Below are 12,761 nucleotides of genomic sequence, written 5' to 3'. Positions count from 1 at the left end.
GCGCCGCAACTCATCGCCTCTACTGGCCCAGCACTCCGGTGACCGCGCTGTTGTCGCCGGCGAGCGCCCCGGCGTCGCCGTAGACCTGATTGCGCAGCAGGGTGACCCAGGGGCTGCCCGGCGCGTTGAACGCCTGCTGGAAGTTGACCGCGTACGGCGTCTTCGACTGCGGCTCGCCGGCGACCTTGTTGATCAGGGCGATCCGCGGGTCCTTGGCCGAGTACTGGTTGTCGGCCAGGTCGCTGCGAGCGACCGTGCTGTCGTTCGCGGCGAGCACGCCGACCTGCGCGTCCTCGGAGGTCAGCCAGGACAGGAAGTTCCACGCCTGGTCGCTGAGCTTCGAGTCCTTGGAGATGCCGATGCCGTCGCCGCCGACGAAGGTGGACTGGCCGCCGCTGACACCGGGGATGCCGGTGACGCCGACGTCGACCGTCTCAGCGGCCGTCTTGAGCAGCGTGGCCGGGTACGGCATCACGCCGATCTTGCCCTCCTGGAACGCGGCGACCCAGGTGGCGCCGGTCTCGTCCTTGGATCCGGGGTCGACCGCGCCGGCGTCCTGCAGCTCACGCCAGGTGGAGTAGACCTTCTGCGCGGCCGGGCCGTCGAGCAGCGACTTCGTGCCCTCCGGGTCCATGACCTCCTCGCCGCTGGCCCAGACCATCGGGAACCAGGTGAAGACGTTGCAGCCGCCGCAGTTGCCACCGAAGAACGTGCCGTACGTGTCCGGCTTGTTCAGCTTCTGCACGGCCAGGGCCTGCGTCTTGAACTCGTCGAGGGTGGTCGGGCCCTTCTCCGGGTCGAGGCCGGCCGCCTTGTAGAGCTCCTTGTTCCAGAACATCACCGAGAGGTCCAGGACGAACGGCAGGACGTACTTCTTGTCCTCGTACGTGCCGGCGTCGATGTGCCCCTTGTTGATCTTGTCGGCGTACGGCAGCAGGCCGATCCGCTCGGTCATGTCCGCGAACAGGCCGGACTTCGTCCAGTTAGGCACGTAGACGATGTCCGCCGCGAACAGGTCGGGCAGGTCGCCCGAGCCGGCCGCCGCGCCCACCTTGGCCACGTAGTCGTCGTTCGGCACGATGGTCAGCTTGACCTGATTCTTGTGCGTCTTGTTGTACGCGTCGACGAGCGCGTTGGCCTGCAGCTCCAGCGGCGCGCGGGTCCAGAGCGTCAGCTCCGAGCCGTCGTCGGTGCCGGTCGCCGTGACCGCCGCCGCCGCGTCGCCGCCCTGGTCGTCATCGCTCGATCCGCAGGCCGCCATGCCGGCGATCAGGCCGAGAGCCGCGACCGACGCGACGGCTCTGCGATAGCCCCGGAATATCCGTGTCCTCACTGTAGTCCTCCTCGAAACCGCGTTTCGGACTTATGTTTCGGAGTTGCCGCGGGATGGGCTACGCTGGCTGCTGCCCGACGCGGTAGATCAGCAGGGAAAAGTGGTTGGGTCGGAAGTGTTTCGTCACTGCCGAAAAGGTTTTCAGAAACGTAATGCTGTGGAGATTTTCTTGTCAAGAGGTTCGACAGTGGGCGATGCACCGGCCGACAATCGTCCGGATCGGAGGCGAGGCGTGGACACCATGGGGGCGGCGGCCAACCGTGCCGTCACGCTGCGCGACGTGGCCCGGCTCGCCGGCGTGTCCGTGGCGACGGCGTCGAAGGCGCTGAACGGTCAGCCCCAGGTGCGAGCCGAGACGCGGGCCCGGGTGGTCAAGGCCGCCGAGCAGCTGTCCTTCTCACCGAACACGCTGGCCCAAGGCCTGATCACTCAGCGCAGTGGCACGGTCGGCCTGCTCACGTCCGACCTGGAGGGTCGTTTCTCGATCCCGATCCTGATGGGGGCCGAGGACGCGTTCGGCTCCGACCAGACATCGGTCTTCCTCTGCGACGCCCGCGGTGACGCGATCCGCGAAAAGCACCACCTGCGCGCCCTGCTGTCCCGCCGCGTCGACGGCCTCATCGTGGTGGGCGCCCGCCCCGACCAGCGCCCGTCGCTCGGCCGCGACCTGCCGGTGCCGGTCATCTACGCGTACTCGCCCTCCGACGACCCGGCCGACCTCTCCCTGGTCACCGACAACGTCGGCGGCGGCCGGCTCGCCGTCGACCATCTGATCCGCTGCGGCCGCACCCGGATCGCCCACATCACCGGCGACCCCGGCTACGGCGCCGCCCAGGACCGTGCCCGCGGTGCCCTCGACCGGCTCGCCGAAGAGGGCCTGGCGCTGGCCGGCGGCGAGGTCTGGTTCGGCATGTGGTCCGAGGCGTGGGGCCGCGGCGCCACCCGGATGCTGCTCGACCGCTGCCCCGACGTCGACGCCATCTTCGCCGGCTCCGACGAGATCGCCCGCGGCGTCCTCGACGTCCTGCACGAGGAACGCATCGACGTACCCTCCCAGGTGGCCGTCATCGGCTTCGACAACTGGCAGGTCCTGGCCGCGAACGCCCGCCCACCCCTGACCACCGTCGACCTCAACCTCGAACAGCTCGGCCGCACGGCAGCCCAGCGCCTCTCAGCAGCAATGGACGGCAACCTAGCCTCCGGCGTCGAGACCCTCCCGGTCCGTCTCCTGACCAGGGAGTCCACCGCACCCTTGCGCTGACCGCCCACCCTCTGCCGACCCCCACCCGAGCAGAGAACCAGCTCCTACCCCTCCACCCCGCACCGCGCGGTCCCGAAGTGCGCGGTCCCCGCACCAAACGGCACGGTCCTGCACCGCACGCCGCAGATCTTGAGCGATCACTTCGGCGCGCCAGCATGCAACGAGCCGCCGGGGCACCACACGCAGGCACAACCAACCGGGAACAGCGGGGCGGTCGACGCACGCGTAACTGAGCGGCGGGACGCTCGACGCACGCGTAACTGAACGGCGGGACGGTCAACGCACGCGTAACTGAACAGCGGGACGGTCAACGCACGCGTCACTGAACGGCGGGGCGGTCAACGCACGCGCGGCTGGGATGACGGGGCGGTGATCGCACGCGCCGATGGTTCGTGTGCGATCACCGCCCCCATGGGGGCGGCCAGCGAACGCGATCGCGTTGTGTGTGCGCTCGCCCCGGCCGAACGAACCCCACGAGCCGCAACTCAAGCACCGAACGAGTCACTAAACTGATAGACGACCTACGGCCCGCAGTCACGAGCCACGGGTCGGCCACCTCACGTGCCGCCTGCCCGCCGGTGTTTAATCCAAGATCCGCCCTGGCAAGCCCTACTCGATCCAAAGTGAAGGCCGAGAATCGACGCCAATCCAAGATCCGCTCCAGTCACCAAGCGGCGATCCAAGATCCGAGCCCTTCGCCAATCGCCAATCCAAGATCCGCTTCCGTGGGCAGGCGCCAACCCAAGATCCAGACTGACCGGGGCCACAATCATCCAAGATCCGGGCTGGATAGCCAGAGCACGAAAGCCGCAGCACCGCACTACTGCCCTCCATGAGGGGACCTTGCGCGATCCTCGACAGCCGGCGGTAGAGAATCGCTCAAGATCTGGAGTGTGTGTGTTGTGGTGGGCGAGGCCCGGCGCCGATCATGAGGCCGTGAGGATCGAGTGCAGGCGTCTCGCCTCCTTCACCACGCGGGTCGAGCCGCCACGGCCGGCCACCTCGGTCAGGCCCGGCACCGGATCGCCTTTCACCCCGAGCGCGACCGCCACCTGGCTGGCGATCTCCAGCAGGTCGGGGAGGGCCCGGGCGGTGGTCGCGAACAGCGGAGGCAGGGCTGCCACCAGTAGATCCCACACCGCCGTCGAGGCGCCGGCGCGGTGCATGTCGGTGAGGGCGGGGAGTACGCGGGTCATCTTGATCGTTCCGTCGGAGGCCAGGTCGGCGAGAGCGGCGCCCACCAGCGGGGCGATGACCGGGTCACCGGCGGCGGCCAGGGACAGGAATGTGTCGGCCGCCGCGGCGCGGTCCGGTTCGTGTTTGGCCGCCAAGGCGTAGGCCAGGGCGTACGCCGTCGCCGGGCCCACCGGTCCGGAGCAGTCGGCCAGCAGTGGGAGGAGCCGAGCAGCGCCGCGCTGGTTCTGGTCGGCCAGCGAGGCGATGTCGGCCAGGGCCCAGGCCGCCGCCACTTCGCGGTGGTGCGGCAGGACCATCGCGAGGATGTCCTCGATCCCGTCGAAGTCGCCGGGCATGTAGACCGGGTGCTTCGCCGGAGTCAGGGTGAGCAACTGGCGTTCGAGGCGCAGGCCGCCGTCACGGGCCGGTCGCAGGGCGGCCGCCATCCGGCGCGGGACCGGGGTGTCCCAGGTCCAGCCGCCGTCCCGCCCCTTCTCGCCGGGCTGCGTGAACGGCTCGCTCACCGGGTCGGGCAGCCCGCCACTCGTGAGCCACTGGGCGAACTGCCGCCCGGCCGGGGACGTGAGCCGCGCGGCCTGCTCCACGATCGCGCTGCCGGTGTCGCGTGGCAGGCGGAGCAGGGCCTGTTCGAAGTCGAACGGCCAGGGCTGCCAGCCCTCCGCCTCGGCACGGGACAGCCGGGCCAGCAGCGCCGCGGCGTCGACGCTGCCGTTCACGTGGGTCGGCGTGGCGACCGTCATCGGCACCATCGTGCCGGTCAGGTGGACGGCCACCTCGGCGGCCCGCAGCGCCAGCACGCCGTCGGGCCGGGAGGAGAACGACGAGCCGGGAAGCCCGCGCCGGCCCTCGTGCCACGCGATCCGCACCGCGCCGGCCAGATCGTGGAGCGCCGGTGCGGCATCGTGCGAGGTGGCGGCCCGGATGGCCAGGCCCAGGCTGACGAAGGGTGAGCCGGCGTTCCACCGGCTCGGCGCGAACCAGCCGGCATAGCGGTCGACGACCGGGAGCAGTGTCGTGGCCAGGGAGTCGTGGTCGCCGCCGGCGTAGAGGGACACCACGCCGGCCAGGACCCGTTCCCAGCCGATCGCAGACTGCCCGTGGACCAGGGCGGCGAGCTCTTCCGCCAGCTCGGCCGGGTCGGTGATCGGCGGTGGCATCTCCGCGACGGCGGCGGGCGGCGGAAGCTGCGGCGATCCGGCTGCGGAGACAGTGGTGGAGGGACTGTCGAAGAGGTGTGCTGCCTGCTGAGGGAGGTCGCCACCCAGCGAGGACACCAGCGGGGCGATCGCATCCCACGAGGGTCGGTCGAGGAGTGCGCGGTGCTTGGTGACCAGGTCGAGGGCTTTCTCCTGGATGTCCAGGGCGCTGTGGCCGAACGCCTCGGCGATCGTCACCACCACCTCGGCGGCACGGGCGGGTTCACGGCGGGCCACCTTGTCGAGCCAGGTGAGCTGTGCCTTTACCAGGGTCTTCTCGGGGCGGAAAAGAGCGCTGGCCTGCAGAAGGACGTCGAGATCCAGGCGGCCGGCGTCGTCGACGGTGCGGAGGGAGCGCTGGGCCAGGGATGCGACCGGGCCGGGGCCGGCGGCCAGCAGCCGGGCGTAGTCCAGGGCGTGCGTCGACAGCTCGTCGACGGTGGGCGCCAGCGCGTCGTGGAGCAGGGTGAAGGCGCGCAGGTCGTGAGGGCGGCCGCCACGCAGGAGACGGTCGACGACGGATTCGAGGAGGGTTTTGCGTTCCAGGACGCCCTCGCGGGCCAGGGCGGCGACCGCGTCGGGGAACTGCGGTCTCCCGCTGAGCGAGGCCGTCCCGAAGTCGGCGCCGATCGAGTCGAACTCGAAGACGGCCGGAAGCAGCAGGTCGCGCCAGGGGTCGTCGCGCAGGCGCTCGACCAGGGGCGGAACCGGTTTGCTGGGGCGCCATGGGCGGACGTAGGCACGCACCCAGCTGCGGACCACGCCCTCGGTGACCGGCGGGGTGACGCCGGCGCCGCGCATCAGGGCGGCCGCGAAGAACCAGTCGTCCGGCCACGGGTCGCGGGCCGGGAGCCGCTCGGCCAGGCGCTGCCCGAGCTCGCCGATCCACGGCAGCTCGAGCGCGGCGGCCAAGGCCAGGAACACGTCGCCGGATTGCCAGTTCCACGTGTCCAGGGCGGTCCGGCGGAGGACCGGCAGAGCTTTCGCCGCGGTCGGGGCGGTGCCGACGACGGCCAGTGCGTACGGCGTCCGGGCCTGCATCTCCGGCTCGATCCTCGCCTTGATCTCGGCGGCGAGCACCGGGAACGCCGCGGTCCGCTCGGCCGCTGTCGCCGCCGCGAGGAGCCGGATCATGCCGGGTGCGTCGCCGCGGCGGGCGAGCTCGTGGATCTCGGGCCAGGTGAGGCTCATGCCGGCACCTCGGCCGCGGTCAGCGCCATCCGGACGGCGAGGGCGTGTTTGCACGGCCCTCGATCGCCGCGATGTCTCGCCCACCAGGGGCAGGTGCAGGAGAAGGTCTCGTGCCGGACGTGGTAGGTCTCGTCGCCGCTGCGCACCACCGACACGTCCGCGCCGGCGGTGACCGCGCCCGCCTCGACCAGGGCCTGCGCGCCGGCGAGCCGGGGGTTCATCTTCGCCACCACGTCGGCGGAGTAGGGCAGGGTGCGATGGAAGTAGCCCGCCTCGGCCACGTCGTAGCCGACCCGCCCGGCCGTGCCGAGCTGGGTCAGCGCGTCGCGCACACGGCCGGCGCCGAGCCCGGACGCGTCGGCGAGAGCCGGGACGTCGATCGTCGGGTCCCAGGACAGCAGCGCGCTGATCAGGTCGGCGTCGTCGGCCGCCTCGTCACCGGCCAGGGAGTCGAGGACCGCTCCCTCGCCGGAGAATCCGCGGTACGGCTCGGGCGACAGCGTCAACGACAGGCGCAGGGTCGGCAGGCTCAGCTCCCACGTGCTGGCGACCGGGCCGCTGCCCGCGCTGACGGGAGGGCCGTAGACGGTGAGCCTCCCCCCGTACCGGAGGAAGGGTTTGATCGCGATCAGACGCCCGGCGCCCGGCAGGCAGACCGCGCCCGGCGCGGGCCGGGAGGTGAGCCGGAGCGTGCGCCCCGCCGGAATAGCCCAGAGCACCGACTTGTCCGTCGCGGAGAGGCGTTGCAGCAGCGTGCGGGCGTCGGCGATGCTCAACTCGGCGCGCGGCTCGAAACGGGACGTGAGCACCTGCGCCTCGGCGAAACCGCGCAGCCAGCGGGACGGCAGCGGCACCTTGCGCTCGACCAGCTCACCGTCGAACGTGGTCACGGTCAGATCGTCGGGACCCACCGCGACGTGCAGCGGATCGGCCCGGCCCACCCTGGTCAGCGCCCTCTGCAGCGGCACGTTCACGTCGACGTTGGTGGTCCCGTGCGCGACGATCTCGCCGTCCAGACCGCCGGGCAGCACGTCGAGTCGCGCGTAGACGCCGCAGCAGCCGGAGAACGACTCGAAACGCAGCCTGTCCGACCCGGCGGTCACCACCGGATCGAGGCTGGCCAGGCTCACCGGCCGGAAATAGCGGGTCCGCGCGACCTCGGCGACGGCGAGCAGACCGGTGGCCGCGGCGCCCGGATCGGTGAGGAAGCCGGTGAAGAAGCGGGGGTGCGCCGCCGGACCGCCGGAGGTCTGGAGGGTGAGGCCGTCGTCCAGGGTGGACGAGCCGAGGTACGAGTACGCCGCGGAAACCATGCCGAGAACCTAGGGCCCCGGTACGACATTTTCTTGTACGCGGATAGCGGCAGTCCCCCACCGCACACGACAAGGCCCCCACATGAACGCGATCACCTGCCCGGTCCGGGCCGCCCGGCGACCTACGGCGACGGGTGCGTGGTTGCGCCCTTCAGCCGGCCGTGGCCCTCGGCCGTGCCGATGAGGACGCGCTCGCCAGGATGGTCGCGGTAGTGCTCGATCGCCGCGGCGACGAAGGGGACGCCGACGCCGCCGAATTCGAGGGTCCGGCGGTTGACGGTCCAGCCGGTGGTGGTGACCAGGTCGGGGCGGCCGATGCCGAGGCGGATCCGCGTGGTGCTGGACGACGGCGTCGGGACTGCCTCCCACGGGATCGTCACGGTGCCGGCGTACTTCTCGTCGTACAGGCCGTCCGGGGTGAGGGTGAGCCGGACGCCGTGCCGGAGCGCACGGGGGTAGAGGGCCAGGACGGCCAGCAGGACGGCCGTCACCCAGGCGTCGCCGTAGAGCACGGAGAAACCCAGCCAGGACAGGTGGGTCACGCCCGCGATGACGACGTCGGAGGCCGGCGGGGTCCGGAAGGTGCGGCCGTCCGCGTCGAAGGCGTCCGGCCGCTTGCGGTTCGACGGCGCCAGCGGGAGCAGGGCGTAGAGCAGGCCGCCGGTCACCGCGGTCAGGAACAGCCAGGGTGCGAGCAGCTCCGGGTCGGCGCCCAGGGATCGCGCCAGGAGCGTGGCCGCCACCAGCACCGCCATGACGACCAGGATCGGTCGCCGATGGCGCGCGATGGCGTCGGACAGCAGGCGTGCCATGGCCGCGAGTGTAGTCAGCGCGGTGGACGAACGCCGCCGGGAGCTCTCCGACACGTGTGTGATCAAGATGTGGGTCCGCCATGAGCGCGGATCGTCTGCATGACCATGAACTCCGTGCCACGATGGGCGAGTTGTGCTAGTAAACGGTCCGGAGTGGGAGAGATGAGCGAACACGTTTCCGACAGCACCGAGTGGCAGAGCCTGCAGGGGCTCGCGGAGAAGTTCTCGGCGGTGCACCTTCGCGACCTGTTCGGCAGCGACCCGCAGCGGGGTGAGCGCTACGCCGCCGAGGTGGCCGACCTGTACGTGGACTACAGCAAGAACCTGGTCACCGACGAGGTGCTGACCGCCCTGTTCGCGCTGGCCCAGCGTGCGAAGCTGAGCGAGAAGATCACCGCGATGTTCGCCGGCGAGCACATCAACGTGACCGAGGACCGGGCGGTGCTGCACACCGCGCTGCGCCTGCCGCGAAGCGCGAAGCTGACCGTCGACGGGCAGGACGTCGTCAAGGACGTCCACGAGGTCCTGGACCGGATGGGCGCGTTCGCCGACAAGATCCGGTCGGGGGAGTGGACCGGGCACACCGGCCAGCGCATCACCACGATCGTGAACATCGGCATCGGCGGGTCGGATCTCGGACCGGTGATGGCGTACGAGGCGCTGAAGGACTTCTCGCAGCGCGACATCGAGTGCCGCTTCGTCTCCAACATCGACCCCACCGATCTATATGAGAAGACCCGCGACCTCGACCCGGCGTCGACCCTCTTCATCGTCTGTTCGAAGACGTTCACGACCCAGGAGACGCTGACCAACGCCCGCGAGGCCCGCCAGTGGCTCCTCGCGAAGCTGAACGACGACGCCGCGGTGGCGAAGCACTTCGTCGCGGTGAGCACCAACGCGTCCAAGGTCGCCGAGTTCGGCATCGACACCGAGAACATGTTCGGCTTCTGGGACTGGGTCGGCGGCCGCTACTCGCTGCCGTCCGCGGTCGGCCTCTCCGTGCTGATCGCCATCGGCAAGGAGAAGTTCGCCGAGATGCTGTCCGGCTACCACGCCGTCGACGAGCACTTCCGCACCACGCCGATCGAGCGCAACGTCCCGGCCCTGCTCGGCCTGCTCAACGTCTGGTACGACACGTTCCTCGGCGCCCAGTCGCACGCCGTCCTGCCGTACGCGCAGTACCTGCACCGCTTCGCCGCCTACCTCCAGCAGCTGACCATGGAGAGCAACGGCAAGTCGGTGCGGCGCAACGGCGACCCGGTGAGCTTCCAGACCGGCGAGGTCTTCTGGGGCGAGCCCGGCACCAACGGCCAGCACGCGTTCTACCAGCTCATCCACCAGGGGACGAAGCTGATCCCGGCCGACTTCATCGGTTTCAGCGTGCCGAACCACGACATCGGCGAGATGCACGACCTGTTCATGTCGAACTTCCTGGCGCAGACCGGCGCCCTCGCGTTCGGCAAGACCTTGGAGCAGGTCAAGGCCGAGGGCACGAGCGACACCGTCGCCCCGCACCGCGTCATGCAGGGCAATCACCCGACCACCACGATCCTCGCCGAGCGCCTCACGCCGGCGACGTTCGGGCAGCTGGTGGCCCTCTACGAGCACATCACCTTCACCCAGGGCATCGTCTGGGAGATCAACTCCTTCGACCAGTGGGGTGTCGAGCTCGGCAAGGCGATGGCGAACCAGGTCGCGCCGAAGCTGACCTCGGCGGACGCGCCGGCCGACGACGCCGACTCCTCCACGAACACCCTGATCAAGAGGTACCGCGCGGCTCGCGGTCGCTGAAAATGTCGTAGGGCTTCTCTAGGCTCAGTGTCGTGGATGGAAACACGGCACTGAGCCTTCGCCTTCGCAGCCTCCTGCTCGGGCCGGGCCCGCACGGCGATGTGAGGACCGTGGTCGAGTGGTTCGGCGCCATGCAAGCCCAGGATCTCAACAGCGGGCTCTGGTCGCTGGGCGTGCGGACCGGCCTGACCCTGCCCGAGGTGGTCGCCGCCACCGAGGAGCGCCACGTCGTGCGCACCTGGCCGATGCGCGGCACGGTCCATTTCATCCCGTCCGCCGACGCCCATTGGATGCTCGATCTCACCGGCGTCCGGCAGCTCACCGGCGTGGCGAGACGCTGGGAATACCTCGGCCTCGACGAGAAGATCGCCAACCGGTCGATGGAGCTCCTCACCGAGGCCCTGACCAGCGCCGGGGGCCGCCTCACGCGATCTGCCTGCGTGGCCGCGCTCACCGGGGGCGGCATCGATGTCGGCGGTCAGAGGGGCTACCACCTCCTTTGGTACGCATCACAGCGCGGCCTCACCGCGATCGCTCCGAACGACGGGGCCGAGCAGACGTTCGTGCTGCTGGACGACTGGGTTCCGGCACGGTTCACGCCGTCGTCGCGGGAAGAGGGTCTCGCGATCTACGCGAAGCGCTACTTCCGATCGCACGGGCCGGCCCCGGTGAAGGACTTCGCCGGGTGGACCGGTCTGGGGATGCGTGACGCCCGGCTCGGGATCGCCGCGGCGGATCTGGTCGCGGTCGACGTCGACGGGGTGGAGATGTGGGCCGACCAGGCCGTCCTCGACGCGGGGCCGGTGACCGGGCAGTGGGCGCTGCCGGGCTTCGACGAATACATGCTGGGTTACAAGGACCGTTCGCTGATGGCCTCCGTCGAGCAGTTGGCGAAGGTCATCCCGGGCGGCAACGGAGTCTTCCAGTCGACGCTGGTCGACGACGGCAGGGTGGTGGCCACCTGGAAACGGACGGTGGGGAAGAGGGCGGTGACCGTCACGGTGCTTCCTCACGTACCGGTGAGGCTCGAAGATTTCGAATCCGCCCTGGAGGGTTATGCCGCTTATCTCGGGCTGCCGTTAATAGTTAAGAACCCTTGATATTTACGGATGTGAACGCCACTATGTGTGGCACACGTCCGCATGTGTCAGGGAGCCGTCATGGGTGTTCGTCGCGGTCTTGTCGCGCTGGTTGCAGGAGTGGGGGTGGCACTGGGAGCGACGCTGATCTATTCACCCGCTGGTCAGGCCGCCGTGGCCTGCTCCTCGACGGTCTGGGCCGAGGGGGTGACCTACACCGCGGGCCAGCAGGTCACCTATCAGTCGAAGCTGTACCAGGCACTCGTGACGCACACCGCCTGGGCGGGCACGGGCTGGAACCCGGCCGCCACCCCGACGCTGTGGCGTGACCTCGGCGCGTGCTCGGGCGGTTCGTCGCCGTCGCCCACCTCATCACCGTCGTCGTCACCCTCCACCTCGCCGTCATCGTCGCCGTCCGCGTCGCCCTCGGCTTCACGTTCGCCGTCATCGTCGCCTTCGCCGTCATCGTCGCCTTCCCCGTCCACGAGCCAGCCCGCCTGCGCGATCAAGGGGCGTCCGGCCGGCAAGGTGCTGCAGGGCTACTGGGAGAACTGGGACGGCGCGTCGAACGGCGTGCACCCGGGCATGGGCTGGATCCCGATCAACGACAGCCGGATCACCTCTCACGGCTACAACGTGCTGATGGCGGCCTTCCCGGTGATCCGCTCGGACGGCACGGTCCTCTGGGAGAACGGCATGGACGCCGGGGTGAAGGTCCCGACGCCCGCCGAGATCTGCGCCGCGAAGGCCCAGGGCGCGACCGTGCTGATGTCGATCGGTGGCGCTGCCGCCGGCATCGACCTGAGTTCCAGCGCCGTCGCCGACAGGTTCGTGGCGACGATCGTGCCGATCCTGAAGGCGAACAACTTCGACGGCATCGACATCGACATCGAGACCGGCCTGTCCGGCAGCGGCAGCATCGGCACGCTCTCCACCTCGCAGGCCAACCTGATCCGGATCATCGACGGGGTCCTCGCCGCGATGCCCTCGAACTTCGGCCTGACCATGGCGCCCGAGACGGCATACGTGACGGGTGGCAGCGTCGTCTACGGTTCGATCTGGGGCTCCTACCTGCCGATCATCAAGAAGTACCTGGACAACGGCCGCCTCTGGTGGCTGAACATGCAGTACTACAACGGGTCGATGTACGGCTGCAGCGGCGACTCCTACGCGGCCGGCACCGTGCAGGGCTTCACCGTGCAGACCCAGTGCCTCAACAACGGCCTGACGATCCAGGGCACCACCATCAAGATCCCGTACGACAAGCAGGTCCCGGGCCTGCCCGCCCAGTCCGGCGCCGGCGGCGGCTACATGACCCCGGCCCTGGTGACCCAGGCCTGGAACAGCGTCCCCGGCATCAAGGGCCTGATGACCTGGTCGATCAACTGGGACGGCTCCAAGTCCTGGACCTTCGGCGACAACGTGAAAGCCCTCCAGGGCCGCTGACCCGCCGTAATCACCGACCCCTACACCGGCAGCGCCGGTCCGGCCGTCCCGGACCGGCGCTGCCCCCTTTCCCGCTACACCGAGAGCAGGAAGATCACCGGGTCGGCGCTGAGCATCACTCAGTCAATAGCAGAGCATCACC

Annotated in this window: 8 protein-coding genes; 4 read left to right on the top strand and 4 right to left on the bottom strand. The window is 69.9% G+C overall.

The window, feature by feature from the left end; all coding sequences use genetic code 11:
- Positions 1-19: 19 nt before the first annotated feature.
- Complete coding sequence (locus EP757_RS36185; RefSeq protein WP_127552863.1) at positions 20-1,333, bottom strand: ABC transporter substrate-binding protein; 1,314 nt, start codon at positions 1,331-1,333, stop codon at positions 20-22.
- Positions 1,334-1,574: 241 nt separating this feature from the next.
- Here EP757_RS36185 and EP757_RS36180 point away from each other — a divergent pair, with 241 nt between their 5' ends.
- Positions 1,575-2,594 (top strand): LacI family DNA-binding transcriptional regulator, encoded by a 1,020-nt coding sequence (locus EP757_RS36180; protein WP_127554615.1) that lies wholly within the window; start codon positions 1,575-1,577, stop codon positions 2,592-2,594.
- A 926-nt stretch (positions 2,595-3,520) separates the two neighbouring features.
- Here EP757_RS36180 and EP757_RS36175 read toward each other — a convergent pair.
- The 3 genes from EP757_RS36175 to EP757_RS36165 all read right to left on the bottom strand — a co-directional run bounded on the left by EP757_RS36175 (position 3,521) and on the right by EP757_RS36165 (position 8,303).
- On the bottom strand, positions 3,521-6,178 hold the full coding sequence (locus tag EP757_RS36175) for a DUF6493 family protein (protein ID WP_127552862.1): 2,658 nt from the start codon (positions 6,176-6,178) through the stop codon (positions 3,521-3,523).
- The gene (locus EP757_RS36170; protein ID WP_127552861.1) at positions 6,175-7,491 is read right to left on the bottom strand and encodes an SWIM zinc finger family protein; all 1,317 of its coding nucleotides are present in this window, start codon (positions 7,489-7,491) and stop codon (positions 6,175-6,177) included. Before EP757_RS36170 ends, EP757_RS36175 begins: the two co-directional genes overlap by 4 nt.
- Positions 7,492-7,613: 122 nt before the next feature.
- A complete protein-coding gene (locus EP757_RS36165) occupies positions 7,614-8,303 on the bottom strand; it encodes a hypothetical protein (protein ID WP_127552860.1) in 690 nt (229 codons plus the stop codon).
- A gap of 162 nt (positions 8,304-8,465) precedes the next feature.
- Between EP757_RS36165 and pgi the strand changes: the two genes are divergently transcribed.
- Genes pgi through EP757_RS36150 form a run of 3 tightly spaced genes read left to right on the top strand, consistent with a single transcriptional unit; the run spans position 8,466 to position 12,619 of the window.
- On the top strand, positions 8,466-10,094 hold the full coding sequence (gene pgi, locus EP757_RS36160; RefSeq protein WP_127552859.1) for a glucose-6-phosphate isomerase: 1,629 nt from the start codon (positions 8,466-8,468) through the stop codon (positions 10,092-10,094).
- Between the two features lie 32 nt (positions 10,095-10,126).
- Entirely contained in the window at positions 10,127-11,194 is a 1,068-nt protein-coding gene (locus EP757_RS36155) for a winged helix DNA-binding domain-containing protein (protein WP_127552858.1), read from the top strand.
- Positions 11,195-11,254: 60 nt separating this feature from the next.
- Complete coding sequence (locus EP757_RS36150) at positions 11,255-12,619, top strand: glycosyl hydrolase family 18 protein (protein ID WP_127552857.1); 1,365 nt, start codon at positions 11,255-11,257, stop codon at positions 12,617-12,619.
- Positions 12,620-12,761 lie beyond the last annotated feature (142 nt).

The organism is Actinoplanes sp. OR16 (assembly GCF_004001265.1).
In the GTDB taxonomy this organism is placed as follows: domain Bacteria; phylum Actinomycetota; class Actinomycetes; order Mycobacteriales; family Micromonosporaceae; genus Actinoplanes.
The sequence above is the reverse complement of the archived record's forward strand: the minus strand, read 5'-3'. Positions and strand labels throughout refer to the sequence as shown.